This is a genomic window from Nonomuraea sp. NPDC049141 (assembly GCF_040648415.1).
Lineage (GTDB): Bacteria > Actinomycetota > Actinomycetes > Streptosporangiales > Streptosporangiaceae > Nonomuraea.
In genome coordinates this window covers 103,840-129,441 of the sequence record NZ_JBEZDR010000033.1, presented here as the reverse complement: position 1 = coordinate 129,441, position 25,602 = coordinate 103,840, and the positions used below count along the sequence as shown (strand labels likewise).

26 protein-coding genes are annotated in these 25,602 nt (G+C 67.4%); 14 read left to right on the top strand and 12 right to left on the bottom strand.

All coding sequences use genetic code 11. The annotated features are described in order from the left end of the window. Positions 1-41 precede the first annotated feature (41 nt). Entirely contained in the window at positions 42-1,082 is a 1,041-nt protein-coding gene (locus AB0B91_RS58725; RefSeq protein WP_358340845.1) for an aldehyde reductase, read from the top strand. A gap of 809 nt (positions 1,083-1,891) precedes the next feature. Here AB0B91_RS58725 and AB0B91_RS58720 read toward each other — a convergent pair. Then, entirely contained in the window at positions 1,892-4,129 is a 2,238-nt protein-coding gene (locus AB0B91_RS58720) for a LuxR C-terminal-related transcriptional regulator (protein ID WP_358340843.1), read from the bottom strand. 134 nt (positions 4,130-4,263) lie between these two features. Here AB0B91_RS58720 and AB0B91_RS58715 point away from each other — a divergent pair, with 134 nt between their 5' ends. Continuing rightward, on the top strand, positions 4,264-5,259 hold the full coding sequence (locus tag AB0B91_RS58715; RefSeq protein ID WP_358340841.1) for an NAD(P)-dependent alcohol dehydrogenase: 996 nt from the start codon (positions 4,264-4,266) through the stop codon (positions 5,257-5,259). 2 nt (positions 5,260-5,261) lie between these two features. On the opposite strand, the gene AB0B91_RS58710 is transcribed toward AB0B91_RS58715, so the two are convergent. Beyond that, a complete protein-coding gene (locus tag AB0B91_RS58710; RefSeq protein ID WP_358340839.1) occupies positions 5,262-5,930 on the bottom strand; it encodes an AraC family transcriptional regulator in 669 nt (222 codons plus the stop codon). Between the two features lie 213 nt (positions 5,931-6,143). Between AB0B91_RS58710 and AB0B91_RS58705 the strand changes: the two genes are divergently transcribed. After that, a complete protein-coding gene (locus AB0B91_RS58705; protein WP_358340837.1) occupies positions 6,144-7,121 on the top strand; it encodes a zinc-binding dehydrogenase in 978 nt (325 codons plus the stop codon). An 18-nt stretch (positions 7,122-7,139) separates the two neighbouring features. Here AB0B91_RS58705 and AB0B91_RS58700 read toward each other — a convergent pair whose 3' ends face one another. Next, on the bottom strand, positions 7,140-7,529 hold the full coding sequence (locus AB0B91_RS58700; protein ID WP_358340835.1) for a VOC family protein: 390 nt from the start codon (positions 7,527-7,529) through the stop codon (positions 7,140-7,142). Positions 7,530-7,652: 123 nt separating this feature from the next. Between AB0B91_RS58700 and AB0B91_RS58695 the strand changes: the two genes are divergently transcribed. The 4 genes from AB0B91_RS58695 to AB0B91_RS58680 all read left to right on the top strand — a co-directional run bounded on the left by AB0B91_RS58695 (position 7,653) and on the right by AB0B91_RS58680 (position 11,392). Continuing rightward, positions 7,653-8,558, top strand: a complete 906-nt coding sequence (locus tag AB0B91_RS58695; RefSeq protein ID WP_358340833.1) for a LysR family transcriptional regulator — start codon at positions 7,653-7,655, stop codon at positions 8,556-8,558. A gap of 67 nt (positions 8,559-8,625) precedes the next feature. After that, complete coding sequence (locus AB0B91_RS58690) at positions 8,626-9,027, top strand: hypothetical protein (RefSeq protein ID WP_358340831.1); 402 nt, start codon at positions 8,626-8,628, stop codon at positions 9,025-9,027. A gap of 41 nt (positions 9,028-9,068) precedes the next feature. Further along, positions 9,069-10,205, top strand: coding sequence for a hypothetical protein (locus AB0B91_RS58685; RefSeq protein WP_358340829.1), 1,137 nt, complete (start codon positions 9,069-9,071; stop codon positions 10,203-10,205). Next, positions 10,202-11,392: a hypothetical protein gene (locus AB0B91_RS58680; RefSeq protein ID WP_358340827.1), complete on the top strand. Its 1,191-nt coding sequence runs from the start codon at positions 10,202-10,204 to the stop codon at positions 11,390-11,392. The genes AB0B91_RS58685 and AB0B91_RS58680 overlap by 4 nt, the downstream gene beginning before the upstream one ends. Before the next feature lie 12 nt (positions 11,393-11,404). On the opposite strand, the gene AB0B91_RS58675 is transcribed toward AB0B91_RS58680, so the two are convergent. The 4 genes from AB0B91_RS58675 to AB0B91_RS58660 all read right to left on the bottom strand — a co-directional run bounded on the left by AB0B91_RS58675 (position 11,405) and on the right by AB0B91_RS58660 (position 15,394). Further along, the gene (locus tag AB0B91_RS58675) at positions 11,405-12,283 is read right to left on the bottom strand and encodes a sigma-70 family RNA polymerase sigma factor (RefSeq protein WP_358340825.1); all 879 of its coding nucleotides are present in this window, start codon (positions 12,281-12,283) and stop codon (positions 11,405-11,407) included. Further along, positions 12,280-12,720 (bottom strand): VOC family protein, encoded by a 441-nt coding sequence (locus AB0B91_RS58670; RefSeq protein WP_358340823.1) that lies wholly within the window; start codon positions 12,718-12,720, stop codon positions 12,280-12,282. The genes AB0B91_RS58675 and AB0B91_RS58670 overlap by 4 nt, the downstream gene beginning before the upstream one ends. Before the next feature lie 85 nt (positions 12,721-12,805). Further along, positions 12,806-13,411, bottom strand: a complete 606-nt coding sequence (locus tag AB0B91_RS58665) for a hypothetical protein (protein WP_358340821.1) — start codon at positions 13,409-13,411, stop codon at positions 12,806-12,808. 72 nt (positions 13,412-13,483) lie between these two features. After that, a complete protein-coding gene (locus tag AB0B91_RS58660; protein ID WP_358340819.1) occupies positions 13,484-15,394 on the bottom strand; it encodes a sugar transferase in 1,911 nt (636 codons plus the stop codon). 44 nt (positions 15,395-15,438) lie between these two features. Here AB0B91_RS58660 and AB0B91_RS58655 point away from each other — a divergent pair, with 44 nt between their 5' ends. The 4 genes from AB0B91_RS58655 to AB0B91_RS58640 all read left to right on the top strand — a co-directional run bounded on the left by AB0B91_RS58655 (position 15,439) and on the right by AB0B91_RS58640 (position 18,842). Then, positions 15,439-15,729 carry a hypothetical protein gene (locus tag AB0B91_RS58655; RefSeq protein WP_358340817.1) on the top strand — a complete coding sequence of 97 codons (291 nt, stop codon included), beginning with the start codon at positions 15,439-15,441 and terminating at the stop codon, positions 15,727-15,729. Positions 15,730-15,862: 133 nt separating this feature from the next. Further along, positions 15,863-17,329, top strand: a complete 1,467-nt coding sequence (locus AB0B91_RS58650) for a sialidase family protein (RefSeq protein WP_358340816.1) — start codon at positions 15,863-15,865, stop codon at positions 17,327-17,329. Between the two features lie 176 nt (positions 17,330-17,505). Then, complete coding sequence (locus AB0B91_RS58645) at positions 17,506-18,309, top strand: hypothetical protein (protein WP_358340814.1); 804 nt, start codon at positions 17,506-17,508, stop codon at positions 18,307-18,309. Positions 18,310-18,416: 107 nt separating this feature from the next. Then, positions 18,417-18,842: a hypothetical protein gene (locus AB0B91_RS58640; protein ID WP_358340812.1), complete on the top strand. Its 426-nt coding sequence runs from the start codon at positions 18,417-18,419 to the stop codon at positions 18,840-18,842. A gap of 118 nt (positions 18,843-18,960) precedes the next feature. Here AB0B91_RS58640 and AB0B91_RS58635 read toward each other — a convergent pair whose 3' ends face one another. Further along, positions 18,961-19,434 (bottom strand): AAA family ATPase, encoded by a 474-nt coding sequence (locus tag AB0B91_RS58635; protein ID WP_358340810.1) that lies wholly within the window; start codon positions 19,432-19,434, stop codon positions 18,961-18,963. 259 nt (positions 19,435-19,693) lie between these two features. Continuing rightward, entirely contained in the window at positions 19,694-19,918 is a 225-nt protein-coding gene (locus AB0B91_RS58630) for a hypothetical protein (RefSeq protein WP_358340808.1), read from the bottom strand. A gap of 44 nt (positions 19,919-19,962) precedes the next feature. On the opposite strand from AB0B91_RS58630, the gene AB0B91_RS58625 reads away from it, so the two are divergent. After that, positions 19,963-21,687 (top strand): FAD-dependent oxidoreductase, encoded by a 1,725-nt coding sequence (locus AB0B91_RS58625; RefSeq protein ID WP_358340806.1) that lies wholly within the window; start codon positions 19,963-19,965, stop codon positions 21,685-21,687. 127 nt (positions 21,688-21,814) lie between these two features. Here AB0B91_RS58625 and AB0B91_RS58620 read toward each other — a convergent pair whose 3' ends face one another. Beyond that, positions 21,815-22,708 (bottom strand): ETEC_3214 domain-containing protein, encoded by an 894-nt coding sequence (locus tag AB0B91_RS58620; RefSeq protein ID WP_358340804.1) that lies wholly within the window; start codon positions 22,706-22,708, stop codon positions 21,815-21,817. 567 nt (positions 22,709-23,275) lie between these two features. On the opposite strand from AB0B91_RS58620, the gene AB0B91_RS58615 reads away from it, so the two are divergent. Further along, a complete protein-coding gene (locus tag AB0B91_RS58615) occupies positions 23,276-23,755 on the top strand; it encodes a peptidoglycan-binding protein (RefSeq protein ID WP_358340802.1) in 480 nt (159 codons plus the stop codon). 67 nt (positions 23,756-23,822) lie between these two features. On the opposite strand, the gene AB0B91_RS58610 is transcribed toward AB0B91_RS58615, so the two are convergent. Continuing rightward, positions 23,823-24,488: a DUF4386 domain-containing protein gene (locus AB0B91_RS58610; protein WP_358340800.1), complete on the bottom strand. Its 666-nt coding sequence runs from the start codon at positions 24,486-24,488 to the stop codon at positions 23,823-23,825. On the opposite strand from AB0B91_RS58610, the gene AB0B91_RS58605 reads away from it, so the two are divergent. Further along, positions 24,478-25,131: a TetR/AcrR family transcriptional regulator gene (locus AB0B91_RS58605; protein ID WP_358340798.1), complete on the top strand. Its 654-nt coding sequence runs from the start codon at positions 24,478-24,480 to the stop codon at positions 25,129-25,131. The two genes, AB0B91_RS58610 and AB0B91_RS58605, sit on opposite strands and share 11 nt — an antisense overlap. 6 nt (positions 25,132-25,137) lie before the next feature. On the opposite strand, the gene AB0B91_RS58600 is transcribed toward AB0B91_RS58605, so the two are convergent. Continuing rightward, positions 25,138-25,572, bottom strand: coding sequence for an SRPBCC family protein (locus AB0B91_RS58600; RefSeq protein WP_358340797.1), 435 nt, complete (start codon positions 25,570-25,572; stop codon positions 25,138-25,140). Positions 25,573-25,602: the final 30 nt, after the last annotated feature.

Here is a 25,602-nt window from a genome sequence, read left to right as displayed (position 1 = left end):
AAGCAGGCTTTCGTCCATGACTGTCAAGGAGGACTGGAACCATGGCTGAAGTACTGGTCACAGGCGGCACGGGCTACATCGGCAGCTGGTGCATCCTGGCTCTGCTGGAGGCGGGGCACTCGGTACGCACGACGGTCCGCAGCCTGTCCCGCGAGCCGGAACTGCGGGCGATGCTGCAGCGGGGCGGAGCCGCATCCGACGCGCCCTTGCGCGTGGTGACCGCTGATCTGACCCAGGACGCGGGCTGGCCGCAAGCGGTGCAGGGGTGCGACGCCGTCCTGCACGTCGCCTCGCCTACCCTGACGAGCTCACCCCGCTCGGACGACGAGATGGTCACGCCTGCCCGCGACGGCGTGCTGCGTGTCCTGCGAGCGTCCCGCGACGCGGGCGTGCGACGGGTGGTCCTGACGTCGGCGATCGGCGCTATCGCCTACGGCCACCCGGACCGGGACACACCGTTCACCGAGGACGATTGGACGAACGTGGACGCGGGCATCGAGCCGTACCAGAAGTCCAAGACGCTCGCCGAGCGCGCTGCCTGGGACTTCGCCAGTAAGCAGGGGAACGGGCTGGAACTGGCGACCGTGAACCCCACCGGTGTTCTTGGCCCGGTACTGGGACCCGACTTCTCCCCGTCCCTCGGACTGATCCAGCGCATGTTGGACGGCTCGATCCCCGTGAACCTGAAGTTCGCCTCCGGCTACGTGGACGTACGCGACGTTGCCGACCTGCACCTGCGAGCCATGACCGACCCGGCAGCCGCAGGACAGCGGTTCATCGCGACCTCAGGGCGCAGCCTGTGGGTCCGCGACGTCGCCGCGATCCTCCACCAACGCTTCGGGAAAAAAGCCGACCACGTACCCACACGGGAGATGCCCGTCTGGGCAGCCCGCGGCCTGTCCCTGATCAAACCCGAACTGCGCCCGCTCCGCGCGCTTCTGGGCAAGAACCTCGACGCCACCTCGGACAAGGCCCAGCGCCTACTCGACTGGAAGCCACGCCCCATCGAGGACACCATCGCCGAGACCGCCGAGAGCCTCCTAGCGCTAAAAGCCGTCGAAGCTGAGAGCCTTACCGCCTGAGGCGGCTCTACAGGCAGCCGGTCGGCCAGTGCATCGATCAGCTCGTCGACGGGGAAACCGTACCCGAAGGGTGCCCCACCGTCGACGGCTCGATCGGTGCCCACAACTCGTCGTCCACGACCATGGCTTGACGCTCACGCCGTCACGAGCGGCTCAATCGTCGCACCGGTTACGGCCCAGCAGCACTGCACCTCAAGATCGTGTTACGAGCTCTTATGGGGCGGCTCAGCTGTAGTCGTGGTCAGCCAAGAACTCGCCTCCGGCTCCGGGATGATCGCCGCGTGTGCGCCCGGGTCGTAGGTGGCTGAGGTGTGAAGCGTACGCACAGCGCGCGGGAAACATCAGGCCGCGGGCCGACCGCCGGGTCATTAGCCCGGCCTGGTGCTGCTCCCACCGACTGGCCGAGCTCGGCTTCGGACGCCATGCGATAGTGATCATTCACAGCCGGCCCAATTCTGGCCCTCGCGGTCGAAGCCCGCCCGGGAGATCACCTTGTCCACGAAGACGATCTCTGAGTCCACTCCGTCGGCCTCTGGAGTCTTCAGTGGGATGCTTTCTCCCCGCTGGATGAGGACCTGGCCCGGCTTGAGCTTCGCGAAGTCCGTCGCCCTGAAGCTGACGGCCGCATATATGTAGGTTAAGCAAGATCGACCTTGCTGCCACGGGCCGCGATCATACTGGCGTTCAACCGTAGTCGGGCCCGGGGCGGGTGCGGTGGGTGTTGGCCAGCGGCCATGATGAACACCTGGATTGCGCTCGGTCACCTGGTGGTGCGGGCCGGTCCGACCTGTACCCGCGATCAGCTCATTTCACCGATCGGACGCTGCCATCCAGGCGGCAATTTGAGTGCGCGACTTGAAGCCGAGCTTGTTCAGAATATGGCGAACATGGCTGTCCACGGTGTGTTCGGAAATGAAGAGCCGGGCCCCGATCTGCTTGTTGCTCAGGCCGTCCGCGACCAGTCGCGCGACCTCTGCCTCCCGCTTCCCGAGCGGCGCCACGTCGGTGGAGGCGGCTATCGGGGGAGGTTCGCCGAGAGCCAGTCCGATGGCGGCGGCCCGGCTCAAGCGTTTCCCCGCCTCGAATTCGGCCGCGAATCTGGAGGGTCCGAGTTCTGCTGCCGCCGATTGTTCGGCACGGGTGACGAGTGGGACGAGGAAGGGCAGGATGCTCGCGCCCGCGCCACTGCGCACGGTTTCCGCCGCCCCCAGGAGTCGCGCCGCGAGTCGCGCCTCGCCCGAGCCGGCGGCGTGGCACCCCAAGGCGTCGAGCAGGCAATACTGCGCCACCCGGTCGTCGATCCGATGGGCGATTCGCAGCGCCTCGGTGAACAGTGGCTTGGATTCGCCGAGATCACCGGCCATCAGCATGACGGAGCCGTGGTTGAACAGCATCATGTCGAGGCTGTAGAGATCGCCGATTTCCCGGCTGATCCGCACGCCTTGTGACGAGGCGGATCTCACGCTGTCGAGATCGCCGTCGAACAGTCCGTTGAGCGACTGGGCCTGTAGCGACATGAGTGTGGCCGGGAGGTCGTCGCACGCCGCGCGGGCCTCGCCGAGCAGGCGTTCGGCGGATTCGCGATCACCGGTCATGCTCGCGGCCATCGAGGCCAGGGAGAGCGACTGTGACAGCAGACTCGGCTCCCGGGCCGCCGCCACCGCCTTTTCGAGCGCCGATGCGGCGGCTACCGGATCGGACTGCAGCACGGCCAGGAATCCGCGCATGAAGTGTCCCCGCGCGTTATCGCCTCCGGACGCGATCAGCTCGTCGAGCCACCGAACGCCTTCATTGGTCGCCCGCGTCATCCAGTACCAGCCGAGGGAGGTGGCGAGGGCGATTCCGCCGGAGAAATCCTCCTCGTCCAGGGAGCGCCGGAGAACCGAACGGACGTTGTCGATCTCCAGGTTCATCCATTCGAGCCACTCGACAAGCTGAAATCGGGCCTCGGCCGTGGAACGCAGGCACCTCGTTCTGTAGTAGTCGGCGAATCGCCGTTCGACGGCCTTTTCCTCACCGGCCGCGCGCAGCTTGAGAACGGCGTATTCGCGCATTGTCTCGTGCAGCCGATAGCAGGCGAGATCTCCGGCGTCCTCCTTCATCACCAGGGATTTGTCGACGAGCGAAGACAGAAGGTCCAACGCATCCGCGGAATCGCAGACGTACTCGATGTCTTCGAGCGTGAACCTGCCCGCGAACACGCACAACCGCCGCAACAACGTCTGCTCGCCCGCCGCCAGCAGGTCGTGGCTCCAATCGATGGTCGTACGCAATGTCTGATGGCGCGGCAGCGCGGCCCGGCCACCCCCGACGAGCAGCCCGAACCGGTCGGTCAGGCGATCGAGGATCTGCCCGGCGGTGAGCACCCGGGTCCTGACGGCCGCCAGCTCGATCGCCAGGGGCAGACCGTCGAGCCGGCGGCACAGATCGACCACGACCGCCTGGTTCGCCGCGGTCAGCTCGAACGCGCCCGATCCCGCCGCGGCCCGTTCCACGAACAGCGTGACCGCCTCGTTCTGCCGGAGCCGCGTGAGAGGCGTGTGAGCCGCGGGCAGTTCGAGCGGCGGCACGGGGACCACGTGCTCGCCCGGCGCCGACAGCGGCTCGCGGCTGGTGACCATCACCCGCACGCCCGGCGCGGCCTTGAGCACCTCTGTCACGAGCCGGGCGGCCGCTTCGACCAGGTGCTCACAGTTGTCCACCACCAGCAGCAGCTTCTTGTCGCGCAGGTAGGACAGCAGCCGGGCCAGAGGCTCGGTCGCCGCCTGGTCGCGCAGGTCCAGGGTTGTCAGCACGGTGTCGCCGACGCGGGCCGGATCCCGTACCTCGGCCAGCTCCACCAGCCACGTCCCGTCCGGGAACCCGCGGCCGAGATCGGCCGCCATCCTGATCGCCAGGCGCGTCTTGCCGACCCCGCCCGGCCCGACGAGGCTGACCAGGCGCGCCTCGGTGAGTTTCCTCCTGATGTCCGCCAGCTCGTGGCGGCGGCCCACGAAGCTGGTCGCTTCGGCCGGCAGATTGCCCGAGAGGCGCGGCGGTCTGGCCATGGTTGCCCTGGACACTACTACCGAATCACGAATCTCCGTGATATTCGCGGCCCGGCCCGCTGTCTACCGTGACGAGCATGTCCGAGGAGCCGGCGATACAGCGCGTCGAGGTCGGCGCCCCGCGAGGAGACGTCATGAAGGCAATCCGCTTCAACCGGTACGGTTCGCCTGATGTCCTGAGTTTGGAGGACGTCGACCTGCCCGCTGTCGGCGATGACGACGTGCTGGTCAGGGTGAAGGCGGCCGCCGTCAGCCCGCTCGACGTCCGCACCATGACGGGCACGCCGTACTTCATGCGACTGCTGTGCGGCCTGCCCCGGCCCAAGCCCATCGGCCTGGGCGGCGAGATGGCGGGCTGCGTCGAGGCTGTGGGCGGGAACGTCACCAGGTTCCGCCCAGGAGACGAGGTCTACGGCGGCCGTGGCATGGCACCCACCGCGCGCAGTGCGGCGTTCGCCGAGTACGCCAGCCTCCCCCAGGACGGGATGGTGGCCAAGAAGCCGGCCAACCTCTCCTTCGAGGAGGCGGCGGCCATGCCGGTGTCGGCGCTCAGCGCCCTTCAGGCATTGCGCGACAAGGGCCGCATTCTGCCTGAGCACAAGGTGCTCGTGAACGGTGCTGGGGGAGGCGTGGGTACGTTCGCGGTGCAGCTCGCCAAGGCGTACGACGCCGAGGTGACCGGCGTGTGCGGCACCCATAACGGGGACATGGTCCGCTCGATCGGTGCCGACCACGTCGTGGACTACACCCGCGACGACATCACCGGGACGGGACGCCGCTACGACCTGATGATCGACATGGCCGGTAACCACCCCCTGCCCGTGATCAGGCGGCTGCTCGCCCCGAACGGCGTGCTCGTGGCCGTCGGCGGGCCGCTCAAGGGGATGTGGATCCGCCCCCTGCTCGGTCCGCTCAAGCTGCTCGTGCTCTCCCCGTTGATCAGTCAGCGGCTGGCGCCGATGGTGACGAAGGCGAGCGGCGACGATCTCGACCTGCTGCGACGGTACGCCGAAGCCGGGAAGATCACTCCGGTCATCGATCGGACGTACGCGCTCAGCGCCGTCCCGGACGCCATCCGCTATCTCGGCAAGGGACACGCTCGGGGCAAGGTGGTCATCACCGTTTCATGAGCTCAGGTCCGGGAGCGGTAGCGGCCCGGGGTGGTGCCGATGAGGCTGGTGAAGGCTGCGATGAAGCTGCTGGGATTCGCCCAGCCGCAGGCGTGGGCGACGCGGGTCGTGTCGTGGCCGTCGGCGAGGAGGACGAGTGCGTGGTAGACGCGTAGTTGTGTGCGCCATTCGTAGAAGGTCATGCCGAGTTCGTTGTGGAACAGCCGGCTGAGAGTGCGGGCGCTGGCTCCGATCGCCTGCCCGAGTTCGGCCAGTGAGGCGTTGTTTCCGGGCTGCTCGTACATCATCTGGGCGATGGCCTGCAACCGGTCATCGCGCGGTTCCGGCAGGTGCAGTGGCTGCTCGCGTGCTTCGTGGAGTTCGTCGACGAGGACTCGACGGAGGCGAGCGCCCGCGGCCCGGCTGGGGTCGCCCGTGGCGCGGTCGTAGTTGCGTGGGCCCGTGAGGGCGAGCAGGATTTCGCGGGCGAGGTCGGAGACCATGAACACGGCAGGATGGCCGGGTACGAGCCGGGCCAGCGAGGGTGGCAGGAAGACGATCCGCATGTCGGTGCTGCTGTGAGCGCGGTGATAGTGCGTGAACCCGGCGGGGGTCCATGCGACTCGATTGGCCGGCACGATCGATGTGCCACGTTCGGTGTGTACGGACAGGACGCCACGGGCCGCGTACACCAGATGTCCACGTGAATGGGAATCCACCGGGCTGGTTCCGCCCGATGGCCATAGATGTACGCCTCCGGACGGCCATAGATGTGACGTCGGACCGGACGCGGCAAGTTGGCGGCCAACGGGCATAACTTGGCATTCTACCGGTGGACGGTCACAGCGCTCTCTCACGACAGTGGATGCATACGCGATCAACCCATGCCGAGAGGGAGTACGACCATGCGAGCGGCGGTCTGTGTCAGGGCGGGTGGCCCGGAGGTGCTGGAGATCCGTGAGCTGCCGGTACCGGCGGTTCGGGAGGGCTGGAGCCTGGTGCAGGTGAAGGGCGCGGGCTTGAACCGATCGGAGCTGAGGACCCGCCAGGGGCATTCCCCGAACGTGAAGTTCCCGCGGGTGCTCGGCATCGAATGCGTGGGAATCGTGGCATCCTCCACCGATCCCGACTTGCCGGACGGGACGACCGTCGCGGCGGTGATGGGTGAGATGGGCCGGGAGTTCGACGGCGGCTACGCGGAGTACGCGTTGCTGCCGAACTCGCTGCTGATGCCGGTCACCACCACCCTGCCCTGGGACGTCTTGGCCGCGCTACCTGAGACGTACCTGACCGCGCAGGGCTCGCTGGACGCGTTGGGGGTCGTGCCGGGCGGTCAGGGGCGGCTGCTGATCCGTGGCGGGACGTCGTCGGTGGGGATGGCGGCCGCGTCGATCGCGGCCGGCTACGGTGTCGAGACCGCGGCCACGACCCGGCGGCCGGACAAGGTCGACGCGTTGACCGCGGCCGGCGTCGACCATGTGCTCGTCGACGCCGGGGGGCCGCTGACGGCGAGCGTGCACGCGGTCTGGCCCGAGGGCCCGGACCATGTACTGGATCTCGTCGGGGCGCGTACGGCGGTGGAATCGCTGCGCCTGGTCCGTCGTGGTGGGACGGTGTGCGTGTCGGGCTCCCTCAGCGGATGGCTGATCCCGGACTTCGAGCCGATAGCGATGATCCCTTCCGGAACCAGGCTCACGGCTTTCCACAGCGACGACTTCAAGGGCAGCGCGGGCACGACCGTGCTGCAGCGAATCGTCCACCAGGTCGAGGCAGGCGTCTATCGACCCAACATCGACCGTGTCTTCGGCCTGGACGACATCGTCGCGGCCCACCGGTACATGGAGAACGACCAGGCCACCGGGAAGGTCATCGTCGTGCCCTAGGCCCCCTCGTAGCGGCACTCATTGGTCCTGGAGCAGCCCGAGGACGTTGCCGTCGGGGTCGGTGACGGTGGCCACCAGGCGGCCGCCGCCGACGTCGTGCGCGGGCTCCTTCACCGTGGCGCCCGCGGCGGTCACCTCGGCCAGCTTCGCCTCTATGTCCGGTACGTGCCAGTAGGCCACCGGCGAGGTCATGCCCTGCGGTCCACCGCCCGGCACCAGCCCGATGTGCTGGCCCTCGGCCTCGAAGCCGACGTAGTAGGGCCCGTCGGCCTGCGGCTGTACGCCGAGCAGCGCGGCGTACACCTTCTTGGCCGCCGCCAGGTCGGAAACGGGATGCAGCACGGTCTTGATTCCCTGGGTGGAAGAGCTGGTCATGGTCACTCCTGACGTCGTGGTGGTGAGGTCCATGACGGTCAGGCTAGGTGCGGTTCGAGGGTGCGCGCTTCTCGATTCCTGACCAGTCAGGTCAGAAGTTCTCGCCGTGCTAACACCTCCCCTGACCGGCCCGAATACTGGATGAGGAGGGGGCACATGGAGTTGCGGCATTTTCGCTATTTCGTGGCGGTAGCCGAGGAGGGGAGCTTCACGCGGGCGGCAGCCCGGCTGCACGTGTCGCAGCCCACGCTGAGTCAGCAGGTGCGGGAGCTGGAGCAGCGGGTGGGTGCGACGTTGTTCGCCCGCGACCCGGCGGGCACCAGGCTCACCGCCGCGGGCGAGGCGTTCTACGAGCGGATCAAGGTCGTGCTGAGCGCGGTCGAAGAGGCGGCCAGAGCGGCCAGGCACGTGGCCGGTGCCGGGGAGGGCGCGTTGCGGGTCGGGGTCTCCCTGCCTCTTCCCGACGAGCTGCACTTCTCGGTGCTCAGTGCCTTCACCGCGGCGTATCCGAGGGTGCGGACGAGTTGGCGGCAGGTGGGGCTGATCGATTTCGACCGTCCGCTCATCAACGGGGAGCTCGACGCCGCGCTCATGTTCATGCCGGTGGACTCCGAGCGGCTGACCTGGGAGCCGCTCACCACGGTGCCGAGGGCGGTTGCCGTACCGGTCGGCCATGCGTTCTGGGACGCCGGGAGCGTGCCTTACACGGATGTGTTCGACGAGCCGCTCGTGCCGGTGGCCTCCGCCGTACCCGAGAGGGTCACGCGCTGGTGGCACATGCACGAGGAGCGCAACGAGGAGACGCCCCGCCTGGTCGGTCAGCCGGGCGCCACCCCGGACGAGCTGCTGATGGCCGTACGCCTGAATCGGGCGCTCTGTCCCGGCCCCTACAACTTCAAGGACACCCCGCTGCCGTCGGGCATCCGCATGGTCGAGGTCACCGGCCTGTCCGAGGCGGTGGTCGTGGCGGTACGGCGGGCCGGCGACAACGGAGGGCTCGCCGAGGCGTTCTGCCATCTGGCGGCACGCACCGCCCATGAGATCACCGGCCTGCGGCGATAGGCATGGCCAATGGGGTATTGGCGATGGGACTTCGACAGCCCTGGCGCGGCGCCTCGATGCTGATGGCGTGGATCCATTTATGGTGGCCGCCGGCTCGGCGGTGGTGGGGGCGATGGCCTCGGAGGGTTGGCAGGACGCGCGACGGGCGATCGCCGCGCTCTGGCGGAAGCCGCATCCCGAGCGGGTGCCCGCGATCGAGGCGGACCTCGAGGAGGTACGCGCGGAGGTGCTGACCGCCAGGAAGGCCGCGGACCAGCAGACCGAGGAGGAGCTGGCCGTGGAGTGGCGGCGCCGGCTCGGGCGCCTGGTCGCGGCCGATCCAGAGCTGGCGGAAGAGCTGCGGCGGATCGTGGACGGGCTCACCCCGCGGGCCGACGAGGGCGGTGCCCCCGGCGTCATGATCGCCCGGGCGTCGGGCCGGGCCAGCCTGTTCCAGTCCGGCCGGGACATGCACGTACGCGAGCGATGACCGCACCCTCCCAGGCGCCGCGAGACGACGCGAGAACGGGAGTGAAACTCGAGGCCAAAGCCTTCTTCTTGGCGCGGATCTACCAGGCGGCGCGCGACCTGTACGTCACCGTCGTCAACCTGCCACGCAGCCTCACCGTCTCCCTGGTCACATTGATCGTCGGGGCGATGGTGGCGGGCGTCGCCTGGTTCGTCGTGGGGGTGGTCCTCCCGCAGTACGCGCCGACGTACAAGACGCAGTTCCTGATCGACGCCACCTCCGAGCCCGGCGACATCACCAGGTCGCTCATGACCGTCGTCGGCTCCGCCGGCGACCGGGACGCGCTGGCGCTGCGCCGCTTCGGCGGCGAGTGCGGCGCCGACGACGACACCACGCAGCTCGTGTCCTTCGGCACCGGCAACCGACGGGACATCAAGGCGGCGGCGGGCCAGGTGCGCGCCGGGGGCCAGAGCACGCTGCTGCGCGGCATCGTCGCGGCGGTCGAGGATTTCGCCGCCCCCTTCGCGCAGCGGGCCAAGCAGGTCAACCGGGTCATCGTGATCAGCAACCACGGCGCCGACGCCTGCGACGCGGACACCGCCTTCGTCGAGCGCGAGATCCGGGAGCGGGTCGCGTCGGCGGGGCTGAACATCCAGTTCCGCGTGGTCGGCTACCGGGTTCCCCGTGCTCAGCGCGAGGCGCTGGAGCGCATCGCCACCGCTTCCGGCGCCCCCGCGCCGCTGTACGCGGGGACGCCGGCGCAACTGGACTCCGCCCTGGACTGGTTCACCAATGTCGAGCCCGTGCTGGAGAGCGCCAGGCGGGTCATCACCACGCTCAACGCCACCGTCGACAGGGTCAACGCCGCGCTGCTGGCCATCCGGGACGGCAGGCTGGATGTCGCCGCGCGTGAGCTGCGACAGGCCGGAACGGGCGGCGTGGACACCGAACTGGACGACCTTGCGGGGCGGGCCAAGACCCCCGCCGCCCGCGACCTCCACGCGCGGGCGGCCGACCTGCGCACCCAACAGGGCCGCCTGCTCGACGGCACCCGGCGGTTGCTGGACGGCGCGCGCGCCGGTTCGTCGCCGGAGCTCGCCTCGCTCGAACGGGCCACCGCGGACTACAAAGACAGGGTCAAGCGCATGAACGACGCGATCAAGGCACTGCTCGCCACGGCCCCGGCGAGCACCTCATGACCGCCCCGGCCAAGGCCCGCAAGCGGCGGGTGGCGGTGGTCGTCGTGCTGCTGCTCATCCTGGCCGCGATCGCCTACTTCATCTACCTCGCCATTCCCGGCCATCGCACGGCCTTCCTCGTGGACACCTCGGAGAGCCGGGTCGACATCGCCGCGATAGCCGCCTCCGTGGGGTCGGCCGCGCGGAACGCCGGTGACAGTGACGCCGTCTCGCTGCGCAGGTTCGGCGGGACCTGCGGGGCCGTCGACAACACCGCCGAACTGGTGAGCAGCGGCACCAGGCGGGGCGAGCAGGTCGCCTCGGCCGCGCGGACACTGACCTCGGCCGGCAAGGTCACTCTGGAGAGCGGTGTGCTCGCGGCGATCGACGACTTCTCCGGCCTCTACCCCTTCCGGGGGCTGCGGGGTAACCGCATCGTCGTGGTGACCAGCCACGGCACCGACGCCTGCACCCGTGACCAGAACGCGGTCCTGAAGGCGATCCGCGAGCGTGTGGCCGCCGCGGGGTTGACGCTGGAGTTCCGTTTCGTCGGCTTCCAGGTGCCCGACGGGCAGCGCGACGAGCTCCAGACGCTGGCCAGGGCCAGCGGCGCGCCCGAGCCGCGCTTCGTCCGCTCCGCGGCCGAGCTGGACGTGGCGCTCCGTGAGCTGGTGATCCCCGACTTCGGCCTGGCCAAGCCCGTGGACCTCCCCTCTGAGCGGGAGTCGAAGCCGGCCAAGGAGTACGACTTCGCGGTCGCCCTCCTGACCGGCTGGGGCGTCACGGTCACCGGCGCGCCGGTCCAGTGCCACGCCACGACCGGCGAGACGGACCAGAGCCGGACCCTGTGCCGCTTCCGCCTCGCCGAGGGGCAGCGCATCGGCTTGGTCGCCAAGGTCTCGGGCCCCGATCCCAACCCGATGCGCGCGCGGAACAACCCCAACTACCGGCCGATCAACACCCCTCTCTGGTACGGCTGCGACGAGGGGCCGATGTCGCGTACCTGCAGCGTGACCATGACCCGCGAGCGCCTGGCGAAGGCTGTGGCCAAGTCCGGCGACGCGCCGTCGACCTCGATGCTGGCATGCGTGACCACCCGGGATCCGGCCGCCGACGTGCTGGCCGCGACGTGCGCCGCCCTCACCGGCTCCGAGCCGCCCCCCACGCCTGCTGTCACCTACGCCGACGGCTCCGTTGACGGCGGCTGAGTCACGGGCGGCTCACGCGGGGTCCGGCAGGCGCATCGAGGCGAGCCTGGCGGGATCGGCCACGATCGCGATGGCGGTGATCCGGTCGTCGGTGACCGTGAACGAGATGATCGAGAGCGGGGTTCCGTCCTCGCGCCAGGAGACGTACCCGGGAAGGCCGTTGACGAGCACCGCCTGATGGCGTGCGACTTGGCCGGAGAACATCTTCGCGCCGGCGGCGACTTCGGTGGCGCCGAGCGTGACGACCACCCCACCGGGGGTGTCGACGGTCAGCCTCACGTCCGGGTCGAGCACGCGCAGCAGTGCTTCGAAATCGCCGCCCACGGCCGCTGCGCGGAAGGCTTGGATGACCTCTCGTTGTTCTCGCCCGACGACCGTCGGCCGTTCGGTCGCCTGTACCTTCTTGCGAGCGCGGCTGGCGATCATCTTGGTGGCGTCGGCGGACTTGCCGAGGATCTGACCGATCTCGGCGAACGGCACCGCGAACAGATCGTGCAACACGAATGCCAGCCGCTCGCTCGGCCCGAGCGAGTCCAGGACGACGAGCAGCGCGAGCCCCACCGAGTCGGCGAGCGCCACGTACTCCTCGGGCTCGGCGCCGTCGTCGGCCGTTACCAAGAGCCCAGGAAGCTCGTCGCCGTAGGACGCCTCGGGGCGGGTCTGGCGTGACCGCAGGACATCCAGGCTGATCCTGCCGACCACCGTGGTCAGCCAGCCCGCCAGGTTGGCGATGGTCGCCGTGTCCTGGCGGGCGAGCCGCATCCAGGCCTCCTGGACCGCGTCCTCGGCGTCGGCGTGCGATCCGAGCACGCGGTAGGCGACCGCGCGCAGCCGATCGCGCTGGGCCTCGAACGCCTCGGCCACCAGGTCTGTCCGGCTGGTGTCATTCATCTCGTCATCGTCCTCGGATCTGCTTGCTCATATCCGTCGGTACGGTTTCGGCGGCGCTGCTCGCGGAGCGAGATCCGGTTGCCGTCCGGATCCACTGCCTCGATGCGGACGCCGAACGGGTAGTCCTCCGGTTCGGGCTGATCGAAGGTCACGCCTCGCCGGCGAAGCACCTCGAAGTCCTTCCTCAGGTCGTCCGACTCGAGGAAGATCGGACCGGGGGCGCCGCCCGGCTGCTTCCCGATCGGTTGCCCCGCGGCCGGCGCATGCGACCAGAGGACGATCTCGACCGGACTGCCGGCAACGCCAACGGTGAGGAAGCGTGATTCCGGCCCCGGGTAGTCGATGCGCTTCTCCAGGCCGAGCCCTTCGGTGTAGAACTCCAGCGCGCGGTCCTGGTCGGTGACATAGACCGTCACATACATGATGTTCGTCAGCACTCTGGTCTCCCATCCAGTTGTCGGTCCGACGACCGTGGGGCCGTCGCCTGTATGACGGGAGCCGGCGCCCGAAGGTAACCGGCGGCTATCGGAGGCCGGGGGAGGAGCGTGCGAGGCGGTCTTGAATCAGTCGCTGGCGTTCCGCCGGTAGCCGGCGAGCATTCATCGCCCTCTGTAGAAGAGCGGAGTCGAATCCATGCTTGCCCATGTGGCCGAGGAGAGGTTCATAGCGATCAGGCCGCTCTCGCAAGAGCTCTGTGGCCAGCCGTAGCTCCAGGCGAATCACCGGAACACGATGAGAGCCGCAGGTGATCAGGACATAGTGCTCCCACGGGCCGCGGCCGACGCACTCCATCCCATCGGAGTCGTCTTGCGTCTCGACGGTGCTGATCTCCACCTCGACCCCGTTCACCTCGTACTTGGTGAAGTACTGCGAACTTTCGGGGATCCAGGATGCGGGGTAGAGGCAAGGAAACGATGAGAGGGCGGCGGCGAACGAGTCCACGTCCTCTCGTCGAGCCACCAAAATGTCGATGTCCCCGGCGGGGAGATGGACACCGTGCAGCAGGGCGGCGCTTGTGCCGCCCACGCGGTATGCCGGGTCGGCGTCCGCGGCTCTCAGGGCGGTGAGCGTCATGTCCAACGTCGTAGTTACGTCCACCAGCTGCAGAGATGCTTCGCGATCACCCATAGAGGTCAGCGTATCGATCACGGAGGCGCGCACGTCAGGGCTGCGGATGGCCGGCCGCACGGAAGACCGAGACTAGGAAATACGCTTCCAGTAAGCGGAAATGGACTCCCAAAGGATCTTCCGGTCCGATTCCAGGCTCGCGGACTTGTCGTGCCAGATGCCCTGGTGCCCTCGTTGAACGTCGTACGCATTTGTCATCGGCTTGAGATTGAGCTCTAGGATCTTGTTGGCGAACCGACCGAACAGCCCAGGCTTTCCGGCCAGATCCTTTTCATTCCAGACCGGGCCCAGGGTGGGGCCGAGGGCATTTATTGTTCTCTGCCGGTCGACATCAAATATCGGGCGGTCGTTCACGACTGACATGTTGCTCTTATAGAGCACGTTGTAGCCCAGTTGGACGAACTCATCGAGACTGCTCTTCGCCCAACCTTTGCCGACCCACGTGCGCCGCTGATCCGATGAGCCGGAGCTGCTGTCCCTACCGTTGGTGATCTTCATCGTACGGCCCTTGGCCAGGTCGAACTCGCGGCCGAACTGGCCGGTCCGTTTCTGCAGGAAGAAGGGGTTCCTTCTGTCCTCGGCGAACTTCGCGAGCGCGAAGGCGAAGACCGCGGGAGCGGTGATCGTGAGAATCCCCAAGGCCCACTTGACGTCATGCCACCGCTTGGCCGGACTCTGCTTCCAGGCTCTGCCCCGCAGACTCTTGTAGCCCGGGACGGGCCAGCTCCGGGTGGCGATTGCCGCGCCGGTGCTGAGAACGGCCATGCCGAATCCCATCTCAGAGGCGTGTTTCCAATTCCAGCCGGCGCCGCCGGCCCATCCCGCGGTCGCCAGCACGGTGGTGCTCACCGCCCCGCCGACCAGGATCCGGGAGAATGCCCGCTCCCACGTGGCCGACTCCATGGCCTCGGCCAGGCCGGTGAGCGCGGGTCCGCCTCGGCGCAGTAATGCCGGCAGCGTGGCGTGCGCACCGGCCATCAACCCGCCGGCGAGCGCTCCGTGCAACGTACTCCGAAGCAGCCCCGCCGCATCGATGGTGCCGGTGGCGAACAGCTGATCGATCGCGCTCAGCCCGCCGGAGTACATCGCGCCCAGCGCCGCCTGACGGATGCTCAGCAAGGTGATCCGCAGCGCCAGGCCCTCCGCTCGGAGCAGCCTTTTCACCACGGCTTCGAGTAATGGGCCGAGCCGGGGGGCCAGCAGCTTCGTGAGGATCATCAGTGCCAGCACGAACGCCGCGCATGCCACGAATCGCCACCTGGCCTTGACGATCGCGTCATAGGCGATCTGGCCGCAGTCGGCGAGATGCTCGCACCGCCGCCGCAGGTCCGCCAGCTGCCCCTTATCGCCGTGCACCACCCGCGCGGCCTGCCCGAACGCGGCCGTGGCCGGCCCGCCCCCGCCTCCGGCCCCGGCCGCCCGCTCGGCCTGCCCGGCGATCTGCTCCTGAACATCGCCGATCACGCGTCCCAGCGCCGTCGCGGCATCCCGCAGCCGCGCCACACCGTCGAGATCGCCATCCGGCCACGCGGCCCCGGCTCCTACGGACTCGAGGAACCAGAGCGCCTGGCTCACGAGGTCAGGCGGTGGCGTGGTCGTCGGCAGGCCGCACGAACCCTGCGCGGGCTTGTACTCCTCCGGATCCGCCAGCCATGCCGGGCACGACCGCGCGCCCGGGATCCCGGTGTTCGCCCCCTCGGCTGTGGCATACGTGGCCCCGGTGACGACCAGCCCCGCCGCCATCCCGCGAAGCAGATTCACCGCGACGACCAGGTCTTTCAGCAGGTCATCACGTATTCGGGCGAACCCCGGCAGGCCCGCCTCGGGGTCACCCTCGAACAGCGCCCGGCCCAGATCGTCCTGACCGAAGGGCTGTTCATCCATCGCCCGGCAGAACGCGTCCACGCCCCGGGCCGCATCATCAGCGGCCTCCCAGACGCCTCTTCCCGCGCTGATCCAGATCTCCGGGTTGAATTGCAACACCCATGCAGGGGCCAGATGGTTGGGGACGATGTCTCCTCAACTCCGTGATCTCCAGCAAACGTTTGCAAACTCTAACGGATCACCCAGTTGCGCACGCGTCCGATTGCGCGGCCCTTCGGTGCCAGGGCGGCCTGTCGTGTGGTGGCGCGGGGGACGATCTGGGAGATGCGCTGGTGGGACAGGCCGAGCACGCTACCGATGTCGCGGGTGGTCCAGCCCTTGTCGATGAGGGTGCGGGCGGCGTTGCGAAGAGCGTCGCGTTCGCCGTGGTAGGTGGTCGTGATCTGGAGTTCGAGGTCTTCGGGGAGCGGCTGGGCTTTGCGATCATCCGGTAGCGATCATTCGGCAGACGAGACTGATCTTGCGCCGGTAATCTTCCCTGCGTCGTTCGCCGGACGCCTGGGAGATGCCGCATTCCCCGGCGGGCCGGTGACGTCTTCATCAACACAACGAAGATGAGGAATGCTCGTGATCCGACGCTTCAGGGCTCTGTTACCCGCATCGGCCATCCTGCTGGCCTGCACCGTCGCGCAGCCCGCTGCCGCGGACGATGCCGCGACCGGCGGACCCGCCGTCGTACGGCCGGTCTCGGGTACCAGCCCGCTGCCCGCAGGCTGCGGACTTCCCCCGGCCGACGGCTACACCCTGAACCCCAACACCGAAGTCCTGCCCACACTGGCGCGGGACCCGAACCGTCCGCAACACCTCGTCACGGTGTACCAGCAGGATCGCTGGAACCGGTACGGCAGCAACGGCGCGGTCACCGCCGTGTCGGACGACTACGGCCTGACCTGGCAGCGGTCCACGAACCTGCCCGCCTTCTCCCAGTGCAACGGCGGCACGAGTGCCAACGGCGGGGACTACGCCGTCACGACGGACAACTGGATCACGATCACGCCATCGGGTGCCGCGGTGGCCGCGTCGTTGTCGATGTCCCGCGCCGGCGACGTGACCGCCATCCTGGTGGCCCGCTCCGGCGACGGCGGCCGGACCTGGGACGCGCCGACCACTCTGCAGCGGGACGACAACCCGCAGTTCTTCAACGACCGCCCGACGGTGACCGCGGACCCGTACCACCCGGGCGTGGTCTACGCGGTGTGGGACCGCATCGACGACCAGTCGACCAGCACCACGCCTAACTGGGTACAGCCGATCTACCTGGCCAAGTCGACCGACGACGGACGCACCTGGACCACCAGCAAGGTGTACGACGTGCCCACCAACGAAGGCGCCATCGGCACCCAACTGGTGCCGCTCCCGGACGGGACGCTGCTGATCGGCACGCACTACGAGACGAACACCGACGGCTCCACCCGGGTCATCCGCTCGACCGACGGCGGCAAGACCTGGTCGCCGACGCTGAACGTCCCGGCCCCGCTCGCGGTGGGCCCCCGTATCCCGGACCCGGACAACTCGGGTGACCCGGTACGCAACGCCTCCCTGCCGCTGCTGGCCGCCCAACCGGGCACTCGGGTGGTCAACGCCACCTGGCAGAGCCAGGAGGCCGACGGCACCTTCCACGTGGCCTACGCGCGCTCGGCGGACGGTGGGCAGACGTGGTCCACCCCGATCCGTCTGGACAAGACGCCCACCGGTTCCGCCGCCGTACCGGTCGTCGCCGCGTCCAAGACGGGCGCTGTGGCGGTCACGTACTACGACTTCCGCAACAACACGTCCGACCCGGCCACCCTGCCCACCGACCTGTGGGCCGTGACCTGCTCGAGCAACTGCACGAAGCCCGGAGCGTGGCGCGAGCAGCACATCGAGGGGCCGTTCGACACGCGGAAGCTCCCGTTGACGAGCGTGGGACGCCTGCTCGGTGACTACACCGGCCTCGTCTCGGTCGGCAACAACGCCTTCACGGCCGCGTACAGCGTCTCCACCGGCGACGCCGCCAACCCGGTGGACGTGCACAGCGCGATCTTCTCCGGCTGAGCGGTCGTACGCCGCCGGCGGGGCCCGGTCCGGACGGACCGGGCCCCGCTGTTAGAACGCGGCCGTCGAGCAGCGGCGCCCGCGCAGGCGATGCGCTTGAGGCGGTCGCCAGTGACGGTGCTGGGCAAGGGATTTGCCGTGATGAGATAGAGATCATCATCTGTGATTATCCGCGCATGAAACGCATATGGGTCGCGCTGGCGGTAGCCGGTCTGGTGAGCGTCGCGATTCCCGGCGGCGCCGTGCACGCGACTCCCGAATCGAAGTCCCTCGACTCCGTCGTCAAAGCGATCAAGAAGCAGTTCGCGAAGAAGAGCAGCGTGCGCTTCTCCGTCAAGCGACGCGGCGGTCCCCCTGCCACCTGGGACATCAAGGCGTCCGGTGCGTACCGTTTCAGGGCTTCAGGTGTGTACGCCGCCGACACCACGACGATCTCCCAGGAGCCAGAGGGGACAGGCCGGTCCCGGGAAATCAGCATCGGCCGGGAGTTCTACTCACAGGACTACGTGCGTTCCAAGGACGGCAAGTACGTCTGGAAGTCGCCGTCGACAGTGGGGAAATGGACCAATGCGCAGAACCTGGCCGGGGTCATCTGGGGAGAGGACCTGATCAACGGGATCAACCCGGGCTTCCTCAAGCTGGTCGCCTCTCACGGTGCGACCAGCGCCGACGGCGGAACTTTCGAGGGAGTGAAGACGACCCTCCACAGCGGCACGGTGACGGTTCCCAAGCTGGATGAGAGGCAGGCTGGGATGTACTTCGAGACCCGGGAGGAGGAGTTCGCGTATGGCGGGCCGATCACCTGGAAACTCTGGGTGGGCCCGGACAACCTGCCGCGACGTTTCCACGCCATCATGAGGTTCACCCGGCCGAAGGGCGGTGACGCCGAGACCATGACGATGAACATCATCTACCGAGGATGGGGAAAACCCGTCAAGATTACGGCTCCGCCCAAGCACCTCATCACCGACGACTGGTGATCGACGAACTGCGGAACGACACCCAAGGCCTCTTTGGGATCAACGCTCGCTCTGCGGAGAGTCGTCGTAGGCGCGTATCCTGCCGTGGGGCCTTATGGTGCGATCTCATGAGACGAGGTCTGTGGATCTCCCTGACGGCGGTGTTCGCGTCGATTGCCGCGGTGTTCGTCTTGGTCATGACGCCTGTATGGCGGGACAACGCCCGCCTCGAAGCCCTGTACGAGCGCGTCCTCGCCTATCCTCTTCCGCCACGTACCGGAGACGTCTTCCCGATGGATCGTGACGTGACCTTCGGGAAGAACCTGGCCAAGGGGAGCGGAGCTTACTGCGACTATCGCGTCAGGATCACGCTGCAAACTGCGCTGACGCCGCAGGAGATCCATCGCCACTATGGCAACGCATCGATCACGGGCGCCTCGGAAAAGGCGATGATCTCCCTGTTCTTCGAAGACGAGGGACCTGCCGGCGGACGCCGAGTCATTGTCGAGGTGTACGACTCCCATGACTGGGACTGGGACTGGCGCTGTATGTAGAGCGAAACGAATCGATGGCCTTGCGTATGGAGCCGGATGGATTCGTGGTTCGCCGCAGGCTCGCTCGGGCTGCGGCCAATCGAGCCCCTGGGTGGCACCACGGCCCTCATCGAGTGGATTACAGCGAGGCGAGCCCCTCAAGCTGCCGGACGACCTGCTCTATCGGAGCGGACGTGTCGATCTCCATGGTCGCGGTGGCCCGTAGCAGCGGCTCGACAACGCGAAGGTTCTCCAGGATGGCTTCTCGTTCTTCTGGCCGCTTGCCATACGGATTGTTGGTCCGCGCCATGACCCGGGCCAACAGCACCTCAGCGGGCGCGCTCAGCAACACGACGTGGTCAAACTGCTGGTAGAACTTCCCCTGATTGCTCTTGCAGCCGGCCACGAACAAGCTGTCCTGCTCGTGCCCGGTGAGCAGGTCGGTCATGGCCTCTTCGCGCCATACCCAGTCCGACGACCCATCTGACAGCGTGATCTCGTGGCTCCACCGGCCGTAGTCCGTATCCACAACCCGGTGCCCTCGTGAGCCCAAGATTCGAAGAGCACTCGATTTGCCGGTCCCCGACATTCCCGTGATCAATACCTTGGACATGGCATCACCCTAGGCGAGGCCGACCGCTGTGCCCGCGGCCTGAATGGATCGCCACTCTTCGCGATCAACGTGGCCACGCCGCCGCCAGCCAGCGCCACCCACGCCAGGACCGGAACGCGCAGCTTGCGGTGCGAGCAGTACACCATGTCGTGGGTGCGTCGGAGATCGTGAAGGTGGGCATAGAGGAGCTGGTCGCTCGGGTTCTGCTGGTTGGTTCTCGATGAGCCTGGGCATCAGGGAGCTGGGTGTGTCGGCGACCTCACAGCGGCCTGAGCAGGTCATGGGCCGCGACCCAGAGCGTGTAGGGGTTCGCCAGGTTCAGGTTGTAGACGACAACGCCGGCGATGACTGGATTCAGGCCGGGCATATGGACGACGCTGCAGTGCACGGTGTCGCTGGTCCCGACCGGGATCAACGTGGCCGTCGAGGCGCCGACGGGAATCGTGGTGCCGGCCGGCCGCCAGGATCCATCTTCGCGAAACACACCAGCATGAACACGTCACCTGACCTGTCCGCTAGGAGGTTCTGATGGACACGGACCCAGCTGAAGCTTCTGTGGGGGCGCGCCTGGTCTCGCTCGTGGGGCGTTCTCCCGTCCTCGACGCGGCCCAACTCGGAGTGCTGCGCGGTTATGGCAGCGAACGGGACGTGGCCGCCGGTGACGTGCTGTTCGCCGATGGCGACGAGACCTACGATCTGATCGTGCTGCTCGCGGGCACGGCCGACATCGTGGACGGGTACGGCAGGCCAGGGGCGGCCGTCGTCACCGGTTACGGTCCGTCGGAGTTCCTCGGTGAGATCGGCATGCTCACCGGGCAGCGCGCCTTCCTCAGCGCCGTCGCCACCTCCGCGGGGCGGGTCCTCGCGGTGCCGGTGGCGCAACTGCGCCGGATCATGGCGCAGGAGCCGGGCCTCAGCGATCTCTTCCTGCGGACCTTCCTGCTCCGTCACTCCATCCTGATGAGCCGCAGCACAGGCCTGACCCTGATCGGATCGCGCTTCGATCGTGACACGCGGCGGCTGTTGGAAGTTCTGGCGCGCAACCGCCTGGTCTGGAACTGGCTGGATCTGGAGGCGTCGCCCGAGGCCGAGCAGATCCTGCAGGGGCTGGATGTTCCGATCGCCGATCTTCCGATCATCATCGTGCCCGGCGGGCCGGTGCTGAGGAATCCCGGCAGCCGCGCGCTCCTGGACGCGCTGGCCATCTCGGGACACGCCGGGGCGTATCCGCCGGGTGTGTGTGACCTGCTCGTCGTCGGGGCGGGCCCAGCCGGGCTGGCCGCCTCGGTCGCCGGCGCGTCCGAGGGCATGGCGACCACCCTGGCGGAAGACACCGCGCTCGGCGGCCAGGCGGGGACCTCGTCACGTATCGAGAACTACCTCGGTTTTCCCGCGGGCTTGTCCGGGGAAGAGCTCGCGACCCGGGGGACGCTGCAGGCGCAGAAGTTCGGCGTACGCATCAAGCTGGCCGCGAAAGCCGCCTCACTGTCGTTCCAGGACGGCGTTCACCAGGTCGCCTTCGATGACGGCGAAGCCGTCCAGGCCAAGTCGGTGATCATCGCAACAGGCGCACGGTACAACAGGCTTTCCCTGGACCGCCTGGCGGAGTTCGAGGGCGTCGGGGTTTACTACGCGGCGACCCAGGCGGAGGCCCAGGCCTGCGGAACCGGGCCGGTCGCGATAGTCGGTGGCGGGAACTCCGCGGGGCAGGCCGCTCTTTTCCTCAGCCACTCATGCGCCGAGGTGCATGTGATCATCCGCCAGGATGCGCTCGACGTCTCGATGTCGCGGTATCTGGTGGACAGGATCGAGCGCAACCCGCGCATCGTCGTCCGGCCTTCCACCCACGTCACAGCCCTGATCGGGACGAACCAACTCGAGGCGGTAAGGCTCCGCCGCGAGGGTCGGCAGGAAGCGGACGAGCTTGCTGTAGCCGGGCTGTTCATCTTCATCGGCGCGCAGCCGGGAACCGGCTGGCTGGCCGGCCAGTTGGCCGAGGACAGGCATGGCTTCCTCCTGACCGGCAGCAACATCCCCGCCGCCCGACTGGAGCACGAGGGCCAGACACCACTGTTTCTGGAGACGAGCAGGCCTGGCATATTCGCGGTCGGCGACGTGCGCAGTGGCTCCGTCAAGCGGGTCGCGGCCGCCATCGGTGAGGGCTCGGTGGCCGTCCGCCTCGCCTTCGAACGCCTCCAGTCGGCAGGTCAGGCCGATCTCATCGGCCCGGCCGCTCCCCAGCCGACAAGCTGAGTCATGGCTGCCAAGCCATCTTGCGTTCGTGCCCTGCTGTCCCTTGGGGTGGCCGCGAGGAACACTCCTCGCGCCGAACGTCCTACTCATCCTGGGAACCCGCACCCGCGCCCACCTGACGGACTCATCAGCAATCGGATGCGACGTCGCACGTTGTCCACGGAATGAGATCTTGGCCCGGGTAACTTCGGACAATGATCCGATCCACCCCCAACTGCTGAGGGTAAAGCTCCTTGATGCCATGCTCGTCGGTAGAGATATCGACGGCGTTCGGCGCTGTTTCCATGTACGTGTTGACTGCGGAGATTGCGAGAAGTTTCCTCATCTCCGGGCCGATGCTCTTGTTCTTGGTAAACTTCCCCCCTTCTTCGGAGGCGTTCCAGGTGAGCCATCTTCCCCCTAAGCCTTTGCTGTCCTTGGTCGAAAACCATTGGCATGCATCATTCAATCCCCAAGCATGCGTTTTGTAGTTCGACGGATTTCCTTGATAGATGGACTGGTAGATATAGCTGTTCGCTGTCGCGCCGGAGAGGAAGACTATCGTATCGGCGTCGCTGTTCACCGGGATATCCGCGAACGTGGTCTTGTTGAGTATTATGGGGCTTGATGGATTCATATTAGGCCTGAACGTTGGCTGGAATTGGCGATTGCAGGACGTCACAGAATATGCGAGCACCACGTCTGAGTCATCCGAGAGAACGTCAACCCAGTATCCGCGCCCAGGGAAAACGCTCTCGATCAGTTTGCGCCCCGTATTGCTGACCTTGGCGCGGTAGAGCGGGTCTCCGAGGATCGACTTGAATTTCTCCATACTGAAACCTGCTTGCAGGCCGGCCAGCTTGCGGTACTCATTTTCTCGCCAATTAAATGTGCGCGCGTACCAGTCGCCGGCGCTGGATACCGAAGAAATGATCGTAATTATGGACGACGCCAGAAGGGCGACGAAGACTATGACGACGATGGTGAAATTGCGTTTTGTCCACGAGTCGAAACGTGTGCCAAAAGATTGTCTCCCGTCCATCGGCCATGCTTCCTATGTCAGCTACCAGCGGATATGGGCATAGCGGTCTCTTTGCCTGGTATCGCGCGATTATGTGAATCGTTACAGCGATTGATTGATCGTGTGTGTGAGGGGTGGGCAAAGCGAACTTTTCACCGGAATTCCGGCGCAAGGCTTCTTCTGTAACTACTGCACCGGCTGAGGCGACCCCGGCGATCCCACATGCCGGCGCGTCTCCGCTGGACAACCTCGCCGCCAACACCGGCGCCGCGAGCGGATGCCTCCCCGCGTGCTCCGCCGAGCCGGTGCCGCTGCGGGTGCTGCGCCATGAGGGGACTCCGGCCCGGGTTCAAGGGTGTTTCAGACCCTCCACCGGACCCGCGTTCCGAGCTCTTCCGCAGCGTCAACAGGTCGTATCGACACTTTCCAGAACGAGTTAAATCGTCCGCGTCCGCCGAGTACCGCCCAGGGTGCTGGGTATCCACCTGCCGTTAACGTGGATCAGGGCGGCGAATTATGGGTCATGACCCTGCCCCAGAAAGCTGGACGAACGCCGCCCTTGCCCGACGACACGACGGAGGACGACTCGTGACCGTTACGCCGACTTTGCAGGCACCGCCATTTCCCGGCATCATCAAGAAACCGCAGCAGGGCGAAGCCGTAAAGAAGTGGCAGCAGCGGATGCAGGACCGCGGCTGGCACATCAAAGTAGACGGGATCTATGGAACAGAGAGCGAGCGCCTCTGCAAGAACTTCCAGGCCGAGAAGGACCTTCAGGTCACCGGCATCGTCGACGAGACGACGTGGAACAAGACGTGGACGGCCCCGAGCGCGGTGGCTCCGCCGTTCCCCGGTCGCGTCCTCAAACAGCCGCCGATCATGAACGGCCAGGATGTGCGGCAGTGGCAGGAAGAGATTAGCAAGCGCGGCTGGCCCATCACGGTCGACGGGAGCTACGGGCAGCAGAGCGAAGAAATCTGCCGCCAATTCCAGAAAGAGCACGCTCTCGTGGTCGACGGCATGGTCGGGCGGAACACCTGGACCAATACCTGGGTAGAGACGATCTGAACCGGACTTACCCATGCCAGAGCGGCCCTTCGTCGGAGAAAAGCGGTGAGGGGCCGCTCGCGTTTCTTCAGGCGGCGTCCGTCGGTGCGGGCTGTGCCGCTTTCGCGTGGTCGGCCTCCGGCATTGCGGGAAATCCCTTCACGATGAGCAGAATCCCCAGGGCGACTTCGAAAAGGCCGCCGGGGATCGACGTCGTCAGTGCGATCTTGTAGCCGAGGAGTTCGGCGATCGTGCCGGCCATGAAGAGCGCGTACCCGCCCAGCCCCCACACCGCCAGGAACGCGGGCACCAGCCGCTCACGCAGCATCGCGCGGCAGAACACCACCATCGCGGCGCAGACCGCGAGCATCCCGAAGTGGAAGGCGTAGTAATTCCCCTGCTCGGCGACCCGCGCCAGCGCCGGGAAGACCGAGGCGTGGCCGCCGGCCGCGTACTCCTGTGCGAGCGGTATCAGCAGGAGCAGGAAGAGGATCCCGACGGCCAGCACCACCACCTCGATGATCCTGATCGTCAGGTAGGCGGTGGCGGCGAACGGGCGGCGCGTCCGCAGCAGGTTGAAGATCAATAAGCCGTTGACGATGTCGAAGACGGAGTTGGCCAGCATCAGCAGGGCTCCCGCCGACAGCGCCGTCTTGGCGGCGAGAACCCCGGACAGCACGTCGGCGCTGTCCGAGGCGGTATCGACCAGAGCGCCGACGAAGAGCGAGAGAGCCGCGCCACGTGTGCCGCTCACCCGGGAGCGGGTGCTGCGGGCAGCCATCGACGTGGCCGACGCGGGCGGGATCGGCTCGCTGACGATCCGCTCGCTCACCCAGGCGCTCGGCGTCAAGCCGATGTCGGTCTACTACCACGTCGCCAACAAGGACGAGATCCTCGACAGCATCGTCGACCTCGTCGCCAGTGAGATCGAGCTGCCGTCTCCCGACGGTGACTGGCGCGCGGAGATGCGGCGGCGGGCCGATTCGACCCGGCGCGTGCTCAGAGGCCACCCTTGGGCCATCGGCCTGCTCGAGTCGCGGGCCACCCCCGGCCCCTCGACGCTGCGGCACCTCGACGCGACCATCGCCACGCTGCGCTCGGCCGGCTTCTCGGTGCCACTGACCGCGCACGCGCAGACCCTGCTCGACAGCTACACGTACGGCTTCGCGCTGCAGGAGGCCTCGTTGCCCTTCAAAGGCCCGGACGCAGCGGCCGAGGTGACCGAGTCCATCATGGAGCAGTTCGCCGACGGCGCTTATCCGCACCTCGTGGAGATGGCGACCGAGCACGTCCTCCGACCCGGTTACGACTTCGGCGACGAGTTCGCGTACGGCCTCAACGTGATCCTCGACGCCCTCGCACGATCGCTCCCCGGTGACGGCGGCCACCACCCATGAGGACGGTCATGACAGCCGTTCTGCCAGGATCCGAGCGCGGGCGAGTTGGACGTTGCGCGCCTGGCCCGCGGCGAAGCCGACCAGGAGCCACGGGGCCGTCAGGTCGAGCCGGTCGCTGACCCGGGTGCCGGTGCCGTCCGGCTCAAGGTCGAAGCGGTAGGCCAGGCGAATGCGGGCCGGGCTCCGCACCTCGCCGTAGAGGGACAGGTCGTCGGTGTGGAGGGCCACTTCGATCGGGTTGTCGTAGGTGAAGATCGAGAGGAATCGGAAGCGCTCGACGGCCGTGTACCGGATCACGCCCGGCTCCGAGCGGTTCACATCGCTGACGGCGACCACGAGGGGGGACAGGCCGATATAGCTCTCCGGAGTCGTGAGGTGCTCGAACACCTTCTCCGGGGCGGCGCCCACGTGGAATTCGTGGGTCAGCACGCTGTTCGACACCCGGCCTCCCGCACCTGCGCCAGGCCTGGT